Raw genomic sequence first — 19,652 nt, 5'->3', positions numbered from 1 at the left:
GCAATAGACGCTGTTGTACCTACGCGCGCAACGGCGCTGGCTGGCTTCGGGCTAACCTGACCTGGTGAATCTCGATGGCAACCAAGCCTCCATCCGCGAGGTCTGCGACGCCGGCCTGCTCGCGGGTGCAGTGACGCTGGTATGGCAACACGGAGAAGTCCTGCAGGTGAACGAGATCGGGCACCGCGATGTCGACGCGGGCCTGCCGATGCAACGAGACACGCTATTTCGCATCGCGTCGATGACCAAGCCGGTCACCGTGGCGGCGATCATGAGCATGGTCGACGAGGGCAAGCTGACGCTGAAAGACCCGATCACGCGCTGGGTCCCGGAGTTGGCCGGCCTGCGGGTGCTCGACGACCCGCGGGGCCCGCTGGACCGCACCCACCCGGTGAACAGGGCGATCCTGATCGAGGATCTACTGACCCATACCAGCGGCCTGGCCTACGGGTTTTCGGTGTCCGGGCCGATCTCTCGGGCTTATATGCGGCTGCCGTTCAACCAGGGCCCGGATGTCTGGCTGACCGAGCTTGCCAAGCTACCGCTGGTGCACCAGCCCGGTGAGCGAGTTACCTACAGCCATTCCATAGATCTGTTGGGCGTCATCGCTTCTCGTGTCGACGGCAAACCGTTCCACCAGGTGCTCGATGAGCGGGTGCTGGCTCCGGCAGGCATGGCCGACACCGGATTCTTCGTCTCACCCGAAGCCCGGCGACGGGCCGCGACCATGTATTCGCTCGACGACAATCATCAGCTACGGCACGACGTGATGGGGCCGCCGCATATCACGCCGCCGTCGTTCTGCAATGCCGGCGGCGGGTTGTGGTCGACCGCGCAGGATTACCTGCGGTTCATCCGGATGCTGCTCGGCGACGGGACAGTCGACGGCGTGCGGGTGTTGTCGCCCGAGTCGGTATGCCTGATGCGGACCGACCGGCTCACCGACGAACAGAAACGCCATGACTTCCTGGGGGCGCCGTACTGGATGGGACGCGGCTTCGGGTTGAACTTGTCGGTGGTGACCGATCAGGCGAAGTCCACGCCATTATTCGGGCCGGGCGGAGTGGGAACGTTCAGCTGGCCCGGCGCGTACGGGACGTGGTGGCAGGCGGACCCGACCGCGGATCTGATCCTGCTGTACCTGATTCAGAACATGCCCGACCTGACCGTGGACGCGGCCACTGCCGTCGCGGGCAACACATCGCTGGCCAAACTACGCACGGCGCAACCGAAGTTCGTCCGGCGTACCTATCAGGCGCTCGACATCTAGCGCCGTGGTCGACTACCCACCCGACCGCATCATCGGGCCGCGGCTGCTGCTGCGGCTGCCCACGCTCGACGACGCCGGTGCGCTGTTCCAGCGGGTAGCCCGCGATCGCGCGGTCACGAAGTATCTGCTGTGGGCGCCGCATCCCGACGTGGCGACTACCCGACGGGTGATCGCCGAGAAACTCAACGCCACCGGCCAGGAGCGAACCTGGGCCATCGAACTGCGGCACAGCGGCGACGTCATCGGGCTGACCAGCTGCCGGCGCTCGTCGCCCGAATCGGTCGAAATCGGCTACTGCCTCGGCCGGAAGTGGTGGGGCAAAGGTTTGATGTCCGAGGTGCTGGACTTGCTACTGACCGCGCTGGAGGCCGACCGGAAGGTGAATCGTGTCTGGGCCACCTGCAGCGTCGACAACGTGCGATCGGCACGACTGCTGGAACGGGCCGGGTTCGTGCTGGAAGGACGACTGGCACGGCACGCCGTCTACCCCACGATGGGACCCGAACTGCGGGACAGCCTGCTCTACGCCACGACCCGGCGTTGAGTGTGCGGCCGCGATGAGAAGTCGCCGAGATCTGCGCCCGGTGCGCACACGCGATGCCCAGGATGGGCACTCGACTCTCAGCGGCTAAGCGTCGACCCGCCTGACTACGCGTTTTGGACTTCCAAGGCCCGGCGCGCGTAGGCCCGCACGTCGGCGTCGCTGTCCTTGAGCGCGATGCCGAGTGCATCACGAGCCGCGGCGTCGGCGGCCCAGCGGGTCAGGCTGAGCACCGCCGCCTTGCGCACATCGAGGTGCGGGTCGGACAGCGCGCCGGTCAGCCGTGGCACCGCGAATTCGGTCGTGGCGCCGGCCAACGCGCGAGCCGCACCCACGCGTATCTGCCACGCCGGCGCCAGCAACGCGCGTTCGACGACAGCGAAATCGTCTTGGCCGCAGCCTAATTCACCGAGCGCAGCGAGCGCGGCCGCGCGCACCAACGGATCGGGGTCGGCGATCAGCGCGCTGACGGCCGCCACGCCGGAACGCAGGGTAGCCAAACCGGCGGCCGCCGTGATGCGGACCTCCCGGCTCTCGTCGCGGGTGGCCAGCTCGACCCCGGCTACATCGTCGACCGACACCAGCGCCCGCACCGCCTCGATACGCACCCGGTGGTCGGGATCGTCTAGGGCGCGGCGGTATTGGCCGGCTGCACCGGCCCGGCGGGCGGCCAGCAGGTAGACCGTGGCGGCCCGCACGACCGTGTCGGCCGACAGCAGATACGGCACGGCGCCGGCCGGGTCGGGCAGCACTTCGACCAGCTCGCGGATCCCCTCGGCGCTGGTCCGGCGCACCCCGGCGTCGGCATCGTCGAGCGCTGCGAACAGGGCAGGCGCATACCCGTCGGGAATGTGCTCGGTCAGTGTTGCCACGGCGGTACGGCGCACCCCTGGATCGGCGTCGGCCAAATACGGCTGCAGCTCGGCGATCGTGGGCTCTTCGAGCGCGAGCACCTCGGCGATACGCGGTGACGGCGGCTCGAACGTGGTTGGGGCCGCAGTGATTCGGGAACCGGCAGTGGCCGGGGCTTTGCCGCCGACCAGTGGTGGCTGCTCTACCTCGTGCACCGTCTGGTCGGTCGGCGGCAGGCCATCCAGCTCCGGGACCGATACCAGGTACGGGGCCACCGGGCGCTTGAGGAAGACCATCTGGCCGCCGGATCCCTTACGCAGGTTGAGGTGATAACCCCACTCGCTGTCATCGCGGACCGGCATGTCGGCGCGTTCGTGGTAGAGACCCCAACGGGACTCGGTGCGGGTGAGCGAGGATCGCGCGGCCATCTCGGCGCAGTCCCGGATGAACGACACCTCGACGGCCCGCATCAGCTCGTGCGGGGTGCGGGCACCCATCTCGGTGATCTCGTCTTTCATCCGATCGAAAGAGCGCACCGCGATCGACAGCTTGGCCGCCGTCTTCGGTGGCGCCACATAGTCGTTCACGAACCGCCGCAGCTTGTACTCGACCTGTGGCTGCGGCGGCCCATCCGGATGCTGCAGCGGCCGATAGATCAGCTCGTGCGCCTCACGCAGTTGATCGTCCGGAAGTCGCTGCGGCGCAGTCACTTCTGTGCGCACCGAGGCGGCGTGACTGCCGGCCAGATCGCCGAATACGAAGGCCCCGATCATGTAGTTGTGCGGGACACACGCCAGATCGCCCGCGGCATACAACCCGGGGACCGTGGTTCGCGCATGCTCGTCGACCCAGACACCGGAAGCGGAATGACCACTGCACAAGCCGATTTCGGAGATGTGCATCTCGATGTCGTGCGTCCGGTAGTCATGGCCACGGTTGGCGTGGAATGTGCCCCGGGTGGGACGTTCGGTGGTGTGCAAGATGTTTTCCAGCGCCGTGAGCGTCTCGTCGGCCAGGTGCGAGACCTTCAGATAAATCGGCCCGCGCGCGGAGTCGATTTCACTTTTGACCTCCGCCATCATCTGGCCCGACCAATAGTCGGAGTCGACGAACCGCTCGCCGTCCGAATTGACCTGGTAGCCGCCGAATGGGTTCGCCACGTAAGCACAGGCCGGGCCGTTGTAGTCCTTGATTAGCGGATTGACCTGGAAGCACTCGATTCCGGACAACTCGGCACCCGCGTGGTACGCCATCGCGTACCCGTCCCCGGCGTTGGTCGGGTTCTCGTAGGTGCCGTACAGGTAGCCCGATGCGGGCAGCCCGAGCCGACCGCAGGCCCCCGTCGACAGGATGACCGCCTTGGCGCCGATGGCGACGAATTCGCCGGTGCGCGTGTTCAACGCCGCGGCGCCGACGGCACGCGGCTCCCCGGAACTGTCGTCGACCAGCACCCGCACCGGCATCAGGCGGTTCTCGATCTGGATCTTCTCTCGCATCGACCGCTGCCGCAGCACCCGGTACAGCGCCTTCTTGACGTCCTTGCCCTCCGGCATGGGCAGCACGTAAGAACCCGAGCGGTGCACCCGGCGCACCGCGTACTCGCCGTGCTCGTCTTTTTCGAACTTCACCCCGTAGCGCTCCAGCCGCTGCACCATGGCGAACCCCCGGCTGGCGGTCTGGTAGATGGTGCGTTGATTGACGATTCCGTCGTTGGCACGGGTGATCTCCGCGACGTAGTCCTCCGGCTCGGCCTTGCCCGGGATGACGGCGTTGTTGACCCCGTCCATGCCCATCGCCAGCGCACCGGAGTGCCGCACATGGGCTTTCTCCAGCAGCAGCACCCGCGCGCCGTTCTCGGCGGCCGACAGCGCCGCCATGGTTCCCGCGGTGCCGCCGCCGACGACCAGCACGTCACAGTCCAGGCGTACCGGTGTGGCAGCATCCGGTATCTGCATCATGCGGCTACCGCCGAATGGTCTAGTGCGGCAATGACTTCGGCGCGAACGGCGCTGCGCTGCTGGTCGACGCGCGGCTCGGGCACGTCGACCAGAGCACGTAACGGCTGTCCGGCCTTGCCCAGCACCGCGATGCGGTCACCCAGCAGCAGCGCCTCGTCGACGTCGTGCGTGACGAAGACGATCGTCGTCGGATAAGCGCTCCAGGTTTCGATCAGCAACCGCTGCATGGCCGTACGGGTTTGAGTGTCCAAGGCACCGAACGGCTCGTCCATCATCACCGCACGCGGCGTCCCGGCCAGGCCGCGGGCCAGCTGGACACGCTGGCGCATGCCACCGGAGAGGCTCTTGGGCAGGTAGTCGCCGAAGCCGGTGAGACCGAGCTCGGCTATCCAGCGGTTGGCCTCCGCTCGGCGTCGGGCACGGGGCACGCCCCGCAGCCGCAGCGCCAATTCGATGTTGGACCGCACCGTGCGCCATGGCAGCAATGCGTTGTCCTGGAACACCATCCCCCGGTCGCCGGAGGTGGTGGTCACGTCGGCGCCGTCGGCCAGAATCCGGCCGTGGTCGGGTCGTAGCAGTCCCGCCAGGGCGCGCAGCACAGTCGACTTGCCGCAACCCGAGGGACCGGTGAGCACCAGGATCTCCCCCGGACGTACGGCTATGCTCAGCCCGTCGATCACCGGATCATCGGTGTAGGACAAGCGAACTCGGTCCACTTCGAGACTCATCGCGTTACTTGTTGTAGTCATCGCTGCTCCTCCTTGGCGCGCGGCAGCCAGCTGGTCACCCGACGGCCCACGACTTCGACGGCCGCTGCTGTCGCGAATCCCAGCACGCCGATGGTGATGATGCCGACGAACACCTGGGGGTAAGCCAGCACGGTGTAGTCCTGCCAGGTGCGGTAGCCGATCCCGAGGCGGCCCGAGATCATCTCCGCGGAGATCACGCAGATCCACGCCACCCCCATGCCGACGGATAGGCCGCCGAACACTCCCGGCAGGATGCCAGGCAGCACCACCTGTTTCAGGACGTCCCACCGGTTGCCGCCGAGGGTGCGCACCGAGTCTTCCCACAGGGTGGGCAGCGCCCGAACCGCATGCCGGGTGCTCACCATGATCGGGAAGTAGGCCGCCAGAAACGTGATGAACACGATGCCCGACTCGTCGGTGGGGAACAGCAGAATCGCCACCGGCACGATCGCGATCGCCGGGATGGGCCTGGCCAACTCTGCCAACGGGCCAAAGGTGTTGGCGAACAACCGGGAGCGGCCCAGCAACACTCCCGTCGCGACGCCGATCACGGCGGCCAGTCCAAAACCGGTGAGAATACGGATCAACGACTGCGCCAGGTCAAGCCAGTACTCATAGGTGCCGAGCCGGCGCTGCAGCGCGTGCACGACCTCGGTGACGGTCGGCAACGTGTCGAATCGCAGCAGCAGCCGCACCTTGTCCGCGGTCAGCACCTGCCACAGCCCGATGGCGGCGGCAACCGAGGCCAGCCGCAGCAGCCGCGGAAACCATGGCGAGGCGGCACGCCGCGGGGCGCCGGTCGCTGCGACCACGTCGACGACGTGGCCGGTGACCGGCGCTGCCGGGTCGCCGGTCAGGAAAGCGGTCATACCGATCCTCCAAGGGCCTGTTCGTAATTCACGATGGCGCCGCCAGGGTGAGCGGCGATATAGCGATGCGCGCCGGCCGGAGTTCCGAACGGCAGGTAGTTCTGACCGTCTTTCACCCAGACCACCTTGTCGGCGAACCACCGGGTGCCCAGCTCAGCGTCGGGAACATAAGCGGCGCGCACTTTGGTACCGCGGGCGGTCGCATCCCGGACCGCCCTAAGCAGGCCGTTCGGGTTGGCCATCGTCTCGGTCGAATCGGAGCCGTCCAGCCACAGTTCGCTTGCCAGGGCGGGATCCCCGCTAAGCACCGACGGGTTGGCGGAAGCGGCCAGGGTGGCGTCGTAGTTGCGGCCGCGAGCACCGAACACGGCGCGCAGCGGCGCATCCTGGACGAAGCCGGCCACATCGAGGTCGGCGAAGTCACCGATCGACTTCAGGTACGGGACATCGTTTTTCAGCGCCTCGATCAGCGATGGCTTGAGCGTGGTATCGAACGAGGTGCCGCCGGGACCGTTGTAGAGGTAGACCACTTCCTGCGGCAGCCCGCTGCCCTGGGCGACGATGCGGGCCGCCTCCAATGGCTTCTGGTTGAGGAAGTCGTGGCATCAAGTTGCGCCTGCAGGAACGCCCCCAGCACCTCCGGGTGAGCGCTCGCATACGAGCGACGCACCACCACACCGTGCAGGGTCGGCAGGTTCAGTTCGGCGCCGTCGTACAGCAGTTTGGCCTTGCCGTCGAAAACCAGCAGCGCGGGCCACGCGACGAACTGCGAAAGGCCTTGCACCTGACCGGATTCCAGAGCCGAGGCACCCACCTGTGGCTGCTGGTTGAGTACCTCCACGCCTGAGATCGCGGCCCGGTCCAGCGCCCGCATCAACGTGCCATGACCCGCCGAGCCCACGCTCGCCGAGACCTTCGAGCCGGCCAGGTCGTTCAATGTGGTGGCCGACGAACCGGGCGCCACCACCACCATGTTCAGGGCGCCCTTGGGGTTGTAGCCGGTGATCGAGACGATCTCAGTTTTCGCCAGCGGGTTGGCCTGCGTCTTGGAACCGTTGATCAGCATGGGGTAATCCCCCATCGAGCCGATGTCGATCTTCTCGGCCAGCATCTGTGCGGTGATCGGGGCACCGGTGTCGTAATCCTGCCACCGGACCGCGTATTTGGTGCCGGTGCGGGTAGTGATGTCGGCGAGCCGGTGCTCGAGATAGCCCTGCGCGCGCAGTAGGGTCCCCGCGGTCACGGTGTTGATGGTCTTGGACTGATAGCCGATGACGACGTTGACCACACCGGAGGACGCCGAGAGTGATTCCAGCGAGCAACCGGACAGGGCCGCGATGATCGCGACGGCGACCGACACCAGCACAGTGGCGTGTCGTTTCATAAAAGATCCTGGGCTGTAGGGTATTTCAGCGAAGTAGATACGGCATATTGACCGTCACAGCACCGGTCGGGCAGCGCGCGGCGCAGGGGCCGCAGTACCAGCACTCGTCGACGTGCATGAACGCCTTGCCGGTGTCGGGGTTGATGGCCAGCGCATCCAGCGGACAGATCTCGACGCAGAGCGTACAGCCGTCGATACACAGCGACTCGTCGATAGTGACCGGGACGTCGACTCGGTTGTTGCCAACCAGCGTCATGGCTTGCTCCTTATTAGATTGCCGCGCATGGTGATTCGATCCCCCCGCATCCGGATGTACTCCAAGTCCACGGGTCTGCCGTCGTCGAGGCTGGTGACGCGCTCGAGCATGAGCAGCGCCGCGCCGTCGGGCACCTGCAGGGTGGCCGCCGAATGCGCGTCGGCCGGGATGGCCTCGAGCGCCAGCGACGCCGAGCCCAGCCGGTGTCCGCTCACCTGCTCGATGAGCGCGAAGAGGTCGTTGTTTTCCAGGGGGTGATCCAGAATCTGGGTTCCGATATCGGGAGCGAGATAAGTCAGGTCGAGGCTGAGCGGCAGGTCACCGAGGTAGCGCAACCGCTCGATGAACACCGCCTGCTCCCCGGGCTCCAGCGCCAGCCGGCCGGCCACCGCGGGTGGAGCGACCACGAGCATGGCGGCGCGCACCTCGTTGCGCACTTCGCCGATGTGTTTGAAGGTCTCTTTCAATCCCAGCAGGGAGTCGATCCGGTGGTCGTACTTGCGCTGCGCGACATGGGTGCCGACCTTGGGTCCGCGGTCGATCAGACCCTCATACTTGAGGATGCCCAGAGCCTCGCGAATAGTGTTGCGCGACGCCGCGAACTCGGCCGCCAATACGCTTTCGGCCGGCAGGCCGTCGGGATAGGCCGCCGCGTGGATCTGCTGGCGCAGCACGTCGGCCACCCGGCGAGCACGGTCGGCCCGGGGTCCGCGAATGGGTATCGCATCAACCACGCCGCCACGCTAACGCAGCTCAGGGGCATATTTCGGGTGGCCAATCAGCAACCGCGATGGCAGGTTGAGGTATTGCGCCGGATGAACTTCAGCGGCGACCAGCGCAAACCCGGGCCGGGGTGGCTATTGCGCCACCTGCGGAAAAGCGCCGCCTTTGCGATCCCGGTGATCAGAACCGTTCGCGGGGGAATTGCCACATCCTCTGGATTGGGTGCTGGTGCTGATGTGTGGAATCGGGTTGTCGGGGCACCGGACGTCATTGGCTGCAGGCGCGAGCCTGGCGTCCGGTGTCATCGCCCGAGTTTTTGCACCGAGTCCCAGGTCAACTGGGTGGGGTCAGCAACCGTGTTGTCAAACGTGGTGAAGCCGCCCGATTGCTCGGGCACGTTCGGGTCTTGAGGGTTGATGAGCCGCTGGCTGAAGGTCGCCGTGGCCGTGTCGAAGACGAGAGTGTGAAGGACGCTGATGCCTGACCAATCCAGCGATGGCAGCGATATGAAATTCACGGTGTAGGCCGGGTCGGTGAAAGTTCCCTGCATCACGTAGGTCCCATAGTGGTGTTCACCTTCGGACAAGATGGCATACATTCCATTGTCGTAATACAGCAGCACCGCATCGGGGAACGGCTTTTTGTCGTATAGCTGGGTGTACTTCAGCCGTTGGAATTTTGTGGGTCTCCCGAAGTGAACCGTCACAGTACCCATGGTGTTAGCTTTCCATGACGGGGGCTGGGTAGTGGTAACCGCGATGAGGGGGGTAGCGCGCAGAGCCCAGAACGCCAACGCCAATCAGGGCAAGCCATGTCATCTTGAACCCGGCGAGGCGCGGCAGCAGCGTGGTTCGAAACCGTGGCATTGGGAGACGATCTCATAGTGTTGGTTTGCAACCAAAAGAAGCCACGCACAAGGCTTTCCAGAACCCGGATGTGTCGGCGACAGCCGGCACGAGAAGCACCAGTCGGCGGCAGCCGTAACGGTTCACTATTTGACAGTTTACCCTGCCTATTATAGGCTGCTGACGATAGCCTCGCCGGGCATCCCGCCCGCTCGATCGGCCAGACGGTCCGCAACCGTCCGTTGTTAGTGAGTACGCCACAGCGCCACACACCAAGTCAGCTTTCAGGAGCGCTGGCGCTTTTGGCGTGCAACACCACCGCGCTAGCAGAGGAGACAAGATGAGTAAAGGATCGATTCTCAAGGATCTGATTCTTGATCCCCAGCTATTGGTTATGCCAGGTGTTTTCGATACCAGCAGCGCGAAACTGGCCGAACAAGCTGGGTATACCGCGCTGCAGTGCAGCGGCGCGGCGATCTCCGGTTTCCACTGCGGACGGCCGGACTACTCGTTGATTTCACTCGACGACATGGCGGCTTGCACCGCACGCATCGTACGCAGCGTGGATGTGCCGGTAATGGCGGACGGCGACAATGGTTTCGGCAACGCCGTCAGCAGCTACTACACGGTCAGATCGTTTGAAGACCTCGGTGCGGCAGGAATAAACCTCGAGGACCAACTCTCCCCCAAGCGCTGCGGCCACCTCGCCGGCAAGGAGTTGATAAGTCTCGAGGAGGCAGTATCCAAGATCCACGCCGCCGCCGATGCGCGGCGGGACCCAGATTTTGTGATCAATGCCCGCACCGATGCGCTCGCGGTCGAAGGATTGCCAGGGGTGATCCGCCGGGGCAACGCCTATCTGCGGGCTGGGGCCACAATGATCTTCGTCGAGGGAGTGACGTCACGAGAAGAAATTCGGCACGCCGTCAACAACATCCAGGGCCCCGTGGCAGTCAACATCGTTGAGGGCGGGAAATCACCCGAGCGGTTGACTCTCACCGAACTACAAGAACTTGGCATTGCCCGAGTAAGCCTGCCCGGAGTACTGCTGCTGGCCGCCCTGGGCGGCATGCGCGAGACATTAGCACGCATCCGCAAAGACGGCGACACCGCCGGTCTTAATCATCTGCTACTACCATTTCGCGACGCGCACAAACTATTTGGCATGAGCGAGGTCGAAGAACTCGAAGCACGGTACCTAGCATGACCGCCCGGCCTCGCACCATCATGGACAAGATCTGGGACGACCACGTTGTCGCCGAGCTCGATGACGGCACTTCGTTGATCTACATCGACCGTATACTGCTGCACGACCGCAGCGGCGGGCTAGCTTTACGTGCACTCACTGACGAGGGGCGCAGCCCACTTGACCGAAACCTGGTCTTCGGCACGATGGACCATGTGGTCGACACCCGACCCAATCGTGACCCCTCGGGCTCAACCCCAGTTCCGAGCGGTGCCATGTTTATCAATGCCTTCCGGGAGCAAGCGCTCCAACACCAGGTGAGTCTCTTCGATGTTGACGATGACCGCCAAGGCATCTCACACGTGGTGTTTCCCGAGCAAGGCATTGCCCTGCCGGGCACCACGATGATCTGCTGCGACAGCCACACCCCCACGCTTGGTGCGATGGGCGCATTGGCATGGGGCGTGGGCGTGACGGACTGCGAACACGCTTTGGCCACACAAACACTCGCGATGCGCCGTCCAGCGAACATGCTCGTATCTTTCGACGGTCCGCTGGGCCACCATGTGTACGCCAAAGACCTCAATCTGGCGTTGCTTGCCACCATCGGTGCCAACGGCGCCACCGGGCACGCGATCGAGTTTCGCGGCCAAGCGGTCAGTTCTCTTGACGTTGAGGGGCGTTTGACATTGTGCAATATGGCCACTGAGGCCGGCGCTAGCACAGCGGTCATCGCTCCCGACGACACCTTGCTGGATTACCTGGCCGGGCGTCCCTACGCGCCCAGCGGCGATGACTGGGCGGCAGCCACCTACGCGTGGCAACGCCTCGCCAGCGACCCCGACGCCGTGTTCGCGCGCACCGCACACATCGGCGCCGCGGCCCTGGCGCCTCATGTCACGTGGGGTACCAGCCCTGCTCACGGCGGAGCCGTCGACACCACGATCCCCGATCCGGCCGACACAGCCGATCCCGCTGGCACGCAACAAGCATTGCGGTACATGGGATTGCTACCAGGCACCCCGCTTGCCGAGATTGCGATCGATGCCGCCTACATCGGTTCCTGCACCAATGCCCGGCTCAGCGATCTGCGGGTGGCCGCCGAGGTGCTGCGCGGACATACGGTCGCCGACGGCGTCACAGCATTGTGTGTGCCGGGATCCACCGCGGTGCGCCATGCGGCCGAGGCGGAAGGTATCGACAAGGTATTTATCGAAGCAGGCTTTCAGTGGCGTGAATCAGGTTGTGGCATGTGCTTTTACGCCGGTGGTGATCGATTCCCGCCGGGATCACGTGTCGCGAGCACCACCAACCGCAACTTCGAAAACCGGCAAGGCCCCGGAGTACGCACCCACCTCGCTAGTCCCGCGACAGTAGCTGCCAGCGCCATTACCGGCCGACTCACCGACCCCAGACAGGTGTGACAACAATCATGGAACCATTTCAGCAGGTAACCGGCATCGCGGCTCCCATGCTGCGGGCCAACGTAGACACCGACGCCCTCAGCCCGTCCCGATTCAAGCCGTCAGAACTCGCTAAACACGGCTCTTTCAAGGAGGCCTTGTTTCTCGATTGGCGATCCGACGAACAAGGTTGCCCGCGAACGGATTTTGTGCTCAACCAGAAGCCCTACGACAGGGCAACCATCCTGGTGGCCGGCCAGAACTTCGGGTGTGGAAGCTCACGGGAATCAGCGGTGTGGGCGTTGCGCGACAACGGTTTTCGTGCCGTTATTGCGCCAAGCTTCGCGACCATCTTCCAGAACAATTGCATTGGCAACGGCCTGCTCCCACTGCCGCTACCTGCTGGCGACCATCAACGACTGGTCGCAGAAACCTTCGGGTCGCAAACCTCGCTAACCGTGCCACGCATCGAGATCGACCTCCTGGCATGCGAAGTCGGTGCCGTCGCTGGTCCACGTCACCGATTCACTCTCGATAAGCGGGCACGCAACCAGCTACTCAACGGGCTTGATGCGATCGGCAATACATTGCAGTTGCGTGACCAAATCGAACGATTCCGCACACGCGACTACCGGAACAGGCCGTGGATCTACCACCGGCCCGAAACCGTCGTCCCGTCCTGAAATACGAAATAGAAAGCACTCCAATGGATTCCCGCGAAATACTGCTAGATCCCACGACAACAGCCCTGATCCTGATCGACTTGCAAAACGGCATGGTACACCTTCCGCATGCGCCGCGCACCGGGTATCAAGTCGTCGGTGTCGCTCGGCGATTGGCTGATCATTTTCGTAAGCTCAACGCGCCGGTAGTGCTGGTCAACGTGTCCTATCCCCTCAACAGACGTCCAGTTGCCGACATGCCTATGCCGCCACTGCCTGATACGATGCCGTCCGGCTGGGATAGCATTGTTGTGGAACTGGGACAACAGGATTCAGATATTCAAATCACCAAGCACGGGTGGGGCGCATTTACTTCCACGCAACTCGACAACGAACTAGGCATGCGCGGCATCAGCTCGATCGTGTTGGCCGGTATCGCTACCAACTTTGGCGTCGAGCAAACTGCGCGAGAAGCTCTGCAACTGGGCTACGAAGTGGTATGCGTGTCCGACGCAATGGCGAGCCTATCGAAAGCCCACCATGACTTCGCGATCGAACATATCTTTCCGCTCGTCGGCCGAGTGCGCACTTCCGAGCGAAATCCTAGGCCAGCCGGGTCAATAGCGTCAGGGCTGCCGCAATCAGTTGCAGCTCTTCATCGGTGTAGCGGTCGCGCAGCTCGTCGGCAAGCCACTGATCGCGGAGTTGGCGACCTTGCTGCAAATCTCGGACCGCCTCGCTGGACAGACCGAGCAGCTGCCGGCGCCCGTCTTCAGGGTCCGGTGTGCGAGTGAGTAAACCGGACCTATCCAAGTGATTGACAATCGCTGCCATCGATTGGCGGCGAACGCCCTCAGCTGCGGCCAGGTCGCTTGCTGATGCCGGGCCATCGTGGGAGAGCCGACTGATCACTGAGATCTGTGACGGAGTAAGCCCTTTGTTGTCGTACTCGTGTTTGAGGCGACGCCGCAGCCGGCTTACTAACAGCCGGAGGTCATACGCCGCCTGACCCGCCAGCTGCCGGTTAGATGGGTAACGCACCATCTGAGCAGAATACGCTTCACAGTTTCACCCGGTTTTCTGCGTCGACCCGTTATATATTGACAGTTCATATTGCTTATCTAGCCGGTGGTGTCTTCGAGATACCGGGGCTGGCAGGCCTGGTATCCGCCAACGATCAACGCCACGACGGTGACCACTAGGAAGCCGAACGACAACGCCCATTGGCCGCTGATCTGGTGCAGAACACCGAAAACCAGCGGTCCGGCGCAAGCGACCAAGTAGCCGACACCCTGAACGGAGCCCGATAGCGCCGTCGCGCCCGCCCCGGTGCGGCAACGGAGATTGATCAACGTAATCGCCCCCGGGAACGTGCTGGGACCGAGTCCAACGATGAGCACCCAAACGACAGTTGCCGTCAGCGGAAGCCAGAGCAATCCGGCGAAACCGATCAAATAACAGACCGCGCAACCGATCACGACAGGGAAGGGGTTCGCGATCCTGGCGAACAAGGCCGGCGTGACAAACGCCGCGACAAGCCCGCTGATCGAGAAGGCCGCAACCATGGCACCGCCGAACGCCTCGCTGCCACCGGCCGAGGTGAGGACCTGCGGGATCCAGGTCAGCAACGCGTAGGTATTCAATGAGGTCATCGAGAACATCACGGTCAAGCCCCACGCGACAGGTGATCGCCACACAACTCCGATTGCCTGCGGTGCGCCAGCGCGGCGATCCGCGGTAGCAGCCTCGTGCGGCCGCAGGGTGATCATGATGCACGGCAGCAGCGCGGCTAGCGGGATCAGCGCCCACACCCCGAGCGACACTCGCCAGCCCTGCGCGTCGGCGATGGGCACCGCCAGGGCAGCAGGAATGATGGTGCCCAACTGGATACAGGCCGTGTAGACGGCGCTCATCGACGCGACCCGATCCGCGAAGTAGCGCTTGATCAACGGTGGGATCACGATATTGCCGATCCCCATGCCTGCCAGCGCGACCGTCATCAGCCCCAGCAGCCCCGCCACGCTCGGCACCACCGAACGGCCCGCAAGGCCAGCGGCTGTCGCGACAGCCGCGCACAAAGCCAATCGTTCGAGCCCGATCTTGCGGCCCAGCGCAGGGCCAACGAATCCGGCCAGGGCGAACATCGCGGTGGGAAGCATCCCGAAGAGGCCGGCGATCGTGCTGCCGAAGCCCATGTCACCTGACACTCGCGACAACAAGGGTGTCAGTGAGGTGACCGCGGCACGCAGCGCCAGCGAGAACAGGACGATCGCCAGCAGGACGGTAATTCGCCCGGCAACCAGGCGTCGCTGGGCTACAGGGGGCTCAACCTGGGCATTCGCAATCGCAGCCATTGTCTCGTTCTCGTAGGGGATATTCATCAAATCATCGGATGATTCTATGAATTCGTCAAACCGGGCTACCATCGGATCGTGCAACCAGTTCGGCGCCAGACACTCGTCGCGCAGGTCTGCGATCAGCTGCGCGACGAAATCACGTCTGGGCGGTGGCAGGTCGGCGAGCGCATTGCAACCGAACCGGAGCTGTGCGAAATGACCGGGGCGTCGCGTCACACCGTGCGGGAGGCGGTGCAGGCGCTCGTACACGCGGGAATGCTCGAACGACGACAAGGGTCGGGCACATACGTCGTCAGCAACGACGAGCACTGCGGCGCGCTCGCCGAATACTTTGCCGCAGCACGCGAACGCGATGTGTTGGAGTTACGCGAGGCGTTGGAAGTTACCGCCACATCGCTGGCAGCCCAGCGGCGCGACGCAACTGACATTTCGACTTTGCAGGCAATACTGGTGCGGCGAAATGAACTGTGGAGTCGAGATCCCGACACCGAATCCCAACGTACTGAAATGGTTTCGGCCGATGTGGCGCTGCACCGGGCGATCGTCGCGGCCAGCCACAACGAGGTCTATCTGCAGTTCTACGATCTGCTGCTGCCAACGCTGAGCCGATCGGTCGAGGTCCGCCCGGTCGGTATCCGGGCCTCATACGAGGCTCAACATACTGAGTTGGTCGACGCAGTCATCGCGGGTGATCCGCAGCGGGCCGTAGCAGCGGCACGCGTGTTCATCTCGGTACTGCGCGGATAACGAAAAGCCTTAGCGTCACCCGTGGTTGATGTAGATGTGCTTGGACTCGAGGTATTCTTCCAGCCCGTGCGCACCCAATTCGCGTCCGATACCAGACTGTTTGAACCCGCCCCAGGGCGCCTGTAGCGGCGCCGTCTGCGACTCGTTCACCCACACCACGCCCGCCCGAATCGCGCGGGCGGCGCTCAGGGCGCGGCTGAGGTCGGACGTCCACAGCGTCGCGGCGAGACCGTACGGACTGTCGTTGGCCATCCGGAGCACCTCGTCGGTGTCGGTGAATCGCACCACCGCCATCACCGGACCGAAGATCTCTTCGCGCGCGACGACCGCCGTGTGCGCCACTTCCAGCACCGTGGGCGGCACGAAAAAGCCGTTCTCGAGGCCTGGGTCGGTCGGCAAACGACCGCTCACCGCGACATTGCCTTCCTTGGCGCCGATGCGGATGTACTCCGTGACACGCTCCTGCTGAACCTGGCTTACCAACGGGCCCATCGTCGTGTCGGGATCCAGTCCGGCGCCCAGTTTGAGGTCGGCCGCGATCGCGCAGATGCCTTCCAGCACTTCGTCATACACATCCGCGTGGATGTAGACGCGCGAACCCGAGGAGCAGATCTGGCCCTGATTTGCGAACACCCCCGCCGCGGTGCCGGCGATGGCCGCCGCAAGGTCGGCGTCGCCGAAGACGATGTTCGGCGATTTGCCACCCAGCTCCACCCCGACCCGCTTGATCGAATCCGCCGCCGAACGCAGTACCAGCCGGCCCACCGCGGACGATCCGGTGAACGACACCTTGTCCACCCCGGGATGGGCGACCAGGGCGGCGCCCGTTCGGGCGCCGCCCGTCGCCACCTGAAACACCCCGTCGGACAATCCCGCTTGAGCGAAGATCTCCGGTAACCGCAGCGAGGTAAGGGGTGTCTGCTGAGCCGGTTTCAGGATCACGCTGCAACCGGCAGCCAATGCCGGCGCGACCTTTTGGGCGGCCAGCATCAAGGGGTAGTTCCAAGGGGTGATCGCGGCGACCACCCCGATGGGTTCGTGGACGACGATGCTCAGCGCCTCGGCCGAGACGGGAAAGCTCTCCCCTGCCAATTTCGTTGGCCAGCCGGCGTAGTACTCGAAGATCCGGGCGGCTTCCGCCACGTCCCACTGCGCTTCGGCGAGCGGCTTGCCGACATCCAGCGACTCGAGCCGGGCCAACTCGTCGGCCATGGCGCGCACCAACTCCGCAGCACGCGCCAACACTCGCCCGCGCTCGTCGTCGGGAGTGCCAGGCCACCACTTGCCCGCGTCGAAAGCCCCGCGCGCCGTGGCGACTACGGCGTCGACGGCGGCCTCGTCCATGTCCTCGATGGACGAGATCTGTTGCGCGGTCGCCGGGTCGAGAACCTCAATCGTGCTCATCCGCGTACCAGCGCTTCGGCAGCAGCGGCGCGACCGGTGCGAACCGCGCCCTCCATGTAACCCGCCACCCACTGGTCGGAGCCGCACACGTAGAAGGGTGGCTCGTGGGTGCCGTGCAACCGACCAACTCGGTGGACATCGCCCGGACGCCACTGCGTCACGTATCCCTGAGTCCAGGGATCTGTCCCCCACAACCGCTCGAAAGTCGCGACCGGGGTCAACGCCGGCGCTCCGAACCAGTTTGCCAGCTCGGCAAGCGCCTCCTCTTGGCGGTGCTCCATCGAGGTGGACAAGTAGGCGGCGATGCGCTCCGGCGGAACGAGGCAGGAGAGCACCCCTTCGGTCTGCGGCCACGAAGACCCAAGGATGCCTTCGGATTCGGTCAAGCCGTTCTGCCCCCGATCGCGCCAGAACGGCCGCTCGTATGCGGCGACGAACTTCGCGGCCAAGGCGTGACGCTGCCGGCGCAGCGACTCCAGGCGGGCGTCGGACACACCCTCTACGGCGATGTCCCGGAACGGGCCGGCGGGAAGCGAGCTCACCACGGCGTTCGCCTCCACCAACTCGCCCGAAACCAGTTGTACAGCACTGCTTCCCGACGCCACCTTGATCGAGCGAACCGGGGAACTCAACCGAATGCGGTCACCTAACTCGGCGGCCATCCGCAGTGCCACCGTGGCCGATCCCTCGGCCACCCGAAGGTTCTCCCATTCGTCGTACGCGTACAGCTCCTTACTCGGCATGCTGGCTGCCTTGCGCAGCAATGCCAGCAGTGAAGTCCGTTCGAAGGAACCCGAACTCAGACCCAATTGGCCCGCCTCGAGTGCACGCCGCACGTTCGGAGTTGCACCAATGCAGCGCAGCCAGCTCATCACGGGCATGGCGTCCAGCGACACCGCGTCCGGGTGCGACCACGGGTCATCCGGGTCGACGGTCGCGGCGAGCGCCGCGAACTCGTGCTTCACCTCTCGCATGCTGCGCTGGTCGTCGTTGGAAAACCACGTCGGTTCGTCGCCGATATACGTCTGGTCATCCAAAACGTAAGTGAGCTCACCCGGCTCGGCAACGTAACTCGGAATCAAGGTGAGCCCGAGCTCAGCGACTAGCTTCTGATACGCGGTATGCCCGGTACCAACCACCTCACCACCGAGCTGGACAATGCGGCCATCGTCGAGCGTGATCTGCTCAACGCGTCCGCCCACTCTGCCGCGAGCCTCGAGGACAATAACGTCGGCTCCGGCCTTCATCAGGTCTCGGGCAGCAGACAGGCCGGACAGGCCGGCACCGAGAACGGCTACATCGTAGGACATTGTTCTAGTTCCTTATTCTCCTCAGAGTACGAGACAGTGTTCGGCGTGCCAACCGATTCGGACCCGCTCGCCATCGGCCCAACGTTCCTCGGTGCGCGCCGAGTCCAAGTTCTGTTCGAGCACCGAAAGCTCAATTCCCGGTGCAATTTCGAACAGGTATGTGGTGGTGGCTCCACCGTAAATAGTCGCCTTGAGAATGGCATCGGTCTGCACCATGTCGGGTTTGAGTTCGGACATCCAAATCTTCTCGGGGCGCACCGCGATCGTGACCTCGTCGCCGGCGACACGACCGTCGAGCCGACCCGTGCGTAGCACCACGCCCGCCGGCAGTGTGATACCGGTTCCCAGGTATGTTCCGGTCATCAGATTGGCGGTTCCGATGAACTCTGCAACACATCGATTCGCGGGCCGCTCGTAGATACCCTCGGGTGTCCCACATTGTTGAATGATGCCGCCGCTCATCACCGCGATGCGGTCCGACATGGTCAGAGCCTCCTCCTGGTCGTGCGTGACGAACACGAAGGTGATTCCGACCTCACGTTGGATGCGCTTGAGTTCCACCTGCATCGTCTTGCGCAGCTTGAGATCCAGCGCCGCAAGTGGCTCGTCGAGCAACAGCACAGATGGACGGTTGACCAGCGCCCTGGCCAGCGCGACACGCTGGCGCTGGCCTCCGGACAGTGCGCTCGGTTTGTCTTTGTCCCGACCGGTCAGTCGCACCATTTCGAGCATCTCACCGACGCGCCGGGTTATCTCGGATTTGCCAACCTTGCGGCGGCGCAACCCGAACGCGACGTTGTCCCACACGGAGAGATGGTCGAAGAGTGCGTAGCTCTGGAAAACCGTGTTGATGTCGCGGCGATTCGGCGGCAAATGCGTGACTTCGTTGCCGTGCAACCACACCTGGCCGCAGGTCGGATTGACAAAGCCGCCCAGCATCCACAGGGTGGTGGTCTTCCCGCAGCCGGAAGGTCCCAGCAGGGAACAGAATTCACCCGCCGCGACGTCAAGGTTTAAGTCCCGCACCACTGCGCTATCACCGTACGACTTCGAGATGTTGCGGAGCGAGACCGCAGCCACGGCGGGCTCAGCGGGCGGTCCCGCCGATTCGCCGGCTGGAACCAAGTTCACATCAC

Annotated in this window: 17 protein-coding genes and 2 pseudogenes; 7 read left to right on the top strand and 12 right to left on the bottom strand. The window is 64.3% G+C overall.

Features of this window, described 5'->3' with window-relative positions:
- Positions 1-64 precede the first annotated feature (64 nt).
- Together DB708_RS13585 and DB708_RS13580 are read left to right on the top strand one after the other, a co-directional pair.
- The gene (locus tag DB708_RS13585; protein ID WP_108922594.1) at positions 65-1,270 is read left to right on the top strand and encodes a serine hydrolase domain-containing protein; all 1,206 of its coding nucleotides are present in this window, start codon (positions 65-67) and stop codon (positions 1,268-1,270) included.
- Positions 1,271-1,274: 4 nt separating this feature from the next.
- Positions 1,275-1,814, top strand: coding sequence for a GNAT family N-acetyltransferase (locus DB708_RS13580; RefSeq protein ID WP_108922592.1), 540 nt, complete (start codon positions 1,275-1,277; stop codon positions 1,812-1,814).
- A 104-nt stretch (positions 1,815-1,918) separates the two neighbouring features.
- On the opposite strand, the gene DB708_RS13575 is transcribed toward DB708_RS13580, so the two are convergent.
- The 7 genes and pseudogenes from DB708_RS13575 to DB708_RS13545 form a co-directional block, all read right to left on the bottom strand.
- A complete protein-coding gene (locus DB708_RS13575) occupies positions 1,919-4,621 on the bottom strand; it encodes a fumarate reductase/succinate dehydrogenase flavoprotein subunit (protein WP_108922590.1) in 2,703 nt (900 codons plus the stop codon).
- The gene (locus DB708_RS13570) at positions 4,618-5,370 is read right to left on the bottom strand and encodes an ABC transporter ATP-binding protein (RefSeq protein WP_108922589.1); all 753 of its coding nucleotides are present in this window, start codon (positions 5,368-5,370) and stop codon (positions 4,618-4,620) included. Before DB708_RS13570 ends, DB708_RS13575 begins: the two co-directional genes overlap by 4 nt.
- Positions 5,367-6,239, bottom strand: a complete 873-nt coding sequence (locus DB708_RS13565; RefSeq protein WP_108922587.1) for an ABC transporter permease — start codon at positions 6,237-6,239, stop codon at positions 5,367-5,369. Before DB708_RS13565 ends, DB708_RS13570 begins: the two co-directional genes overlap by 4 nt.
- Positions 6,236-7,623: pseudogene (locus DB708_RS13560) on the bottom strand (ABC transporter substrate-binding protein). The gene DB708_RS13565 and the pseudogene DB708_RS13560 overlap by 4 nt, the downstream one beginning before the upstream one ends.
- Before the next feature lie 25 nt (positions 7,624-7,648).
- Entirely contained in the window at positions 7,649-7,879 is a 231-nt protein-coding gene (locus tag DB708_RS13555) for a 4Fe-4S dicluster domain-containing protein (protein WP_108922585.1), read from the bottom strand.
- Entirely contained in the window at positions 7,876-8,553 is a 678-nt protein-coding gene (locus DB708_RS13550) for a GntR family transcriptional regulator (RefSeq protein ID WP_235616818.1), read from the bottom strand. Before DB708_RS13550 ends, DB708_RS13555 begins: the two co-directional genes overlap by 4 nt.
- A 350-nt stretch (positions 8,554-8,903) precedes the next feature.
- Positions 8,904-9,308 (bottom strand): hypothetical protein, encoded by a 405-nt coding sequence (locus tag DB708_RS13545; RefSeq protein ID WP_201263520.1) that lies wholly within the window; start codon positions 9,306-9,308, stop codon positions 8,904-8,906.
- A 479-nt stretch (positions 9,309-9,787) separates the two neighbouring features.
- Here DB708_RS13545 and DB708_RS13540 point away from each other — a divergent pair, with 479 nt between their 5' ends.
- From DB708_RS13540 to DB708_RS28210, 4 genes and pseudogenes are all read left to right on the top strand, one after another.
- On the top strand, positions 9,788-10,654 hold the full coding sequence (locus tag DB708_RS13540; protein WP_108922581.1) for an isocitrate lyase/PEP mutase family protein: 867 nt from the start codon (positions 9,788-9,790) through the stop codon (positions 10,652-10,654).
- Positions 10,651-12,057 carry a 3-isopropylmalate dehydratase large subunit gene (locus tag DB708_RS13535; protein ID WP_108922580.1) on the top strand — a complete coding sequence of 469 codons (1,407 nt, stop codon included), beginning with the start codon at positions 10,651-10,653 and terminating at the stop codon, positions 12,055-12,057. The genes DB708_RS13540 and DB708_RS13535 overlap by 4 nt, the downstream gene beginning before the upstream one ends.
- An 8-nt stretch (positions 12,058-12,065) precedes the next feature.
- The gene (leuD, locus tag DB708_RS13530) at positions 12,066-12,719 is read left to right on the top strand and encodes a 3-isopropylmalate dehydratase small subunit (RefSeq protein WP_108922578.1); all 654 of its coding nucleotides are present in this window, start codon (positions 12,066-12,068) and stop codon (positions 12,717-12,719) included.
- A 23-nt stretch (positions 12,720-12,742) separates the two neighbouring features.
- A pseudogene (locus tag DB708_RS28210) lies at positions 12,743-13,282 on the top strand (isochorismatase family protein); the annotation flags it as partial.
- 19 nt (positions 13,283-13,301) lie between these two features.
- On the opposite strand, the gene DB708_RS13520 reads toward DB708_RS28210, so the two are convergent.
- Positions 13,302-13,742, bottom strand: coding sequence for a MarR family winged helix-turn-helix transcriptional regulator (locus DB708_RS13520; RefSeq protein WP_108922576.1), 441 nt, complete (start codon positions 13,740-13,742; stop codon positions 13,302-13,304).
- A 77-nt stretch (positions 13,743-13,819) separates the two neighbouring features.
- Positions 13,820-15,052, bottom strand: coding sequence for an MFS transporter (locus tag DB708_RS13515; protein WP_108924180.1), 1,233 nt, complete (start codon positions 15,050-15,052; stop codon positions 13,820-13,822).
- Between the two features lie 78 nt (positions 15,053-15,130).
- On the opposite strand from DB708_RS13515, the gene DB708_RS13510 reads away from it, so the two are divergent.
- Positions 15,131-15,802 (top strand): FadR/GntR family transcriptional regulator, encoded by a 672-nt coding sequence (locus DB708_RS13510; RefSeq protein ID WP_108922574.1) that lies wholly within the window; start codon positions 15,131-15,133, stop codon positions 15,800-15,802.
- A 15-nt stretch (positions 15,803-15,817) separates the two neighbouring features.
- Here the strand turns inward: DB708_RS13510 and DB708_RS13505 are convergent, their stop codons facing one another.
- The 3 genes from DB708_RS13505 to DB708_RS13495 are packed head-to-tail and all read right to left on the bottom strand — an operon-like array spanning position 15,818 to position 19,647.
- Positions 15,818-17,206: an aldehyde dehydrogenase family protein gene (locus DB708_RS13505; protein WP_108922572.1), complete on the bottom strand. Its 1,389-nt coding sequence runs from the start codon at positions 17,204-17,206 to the stop codon at positions 15,818-15,820.
- Complete coding sequence (locus DB708_RS13500; protein ID WP_108922570.1) at positions 17,203-18,516, bottom strand: flavin monoamine oxidase family protein; 1,314 nt, start codon at positions 18,514-18,516, stop codon at positions 17,203-17,205. Before DB708_RS13500 ends, DB708_RS13505 begins: the two co-directional genes overlap by 4 nt.
- Before the next feature lie 21 nt (positions 18,517-18,537).
- The gene (locus tag DB708_RS13495) at positions 18,538-19,647 is read right to left on the bottom strand and encodes an ABC transporter ATP-binding protein (protein WP_235616760.1); all 1,110 of its coding nucleotides are present in this window, start codon (positions 19,645-19,647) and stop codon (positions 18,538-18,540) included.
- Positions 19,648-19,652 lie beyond the last annotated feature (5 nt).

It is taken from the genome of Mycobacterium montefiorense (assembly GCF_003112775.1).
GTDB classification, from domain to species: Bacteria; Actinomycetota; Actinomycetes; order Mycobacteriales; family Mycobacteriaceae; genus Mycobacterium; species Mycobacterium montefiorense.
This window is presented reverse-complemented; position numbering and strand designations above follow the sequence as displayed.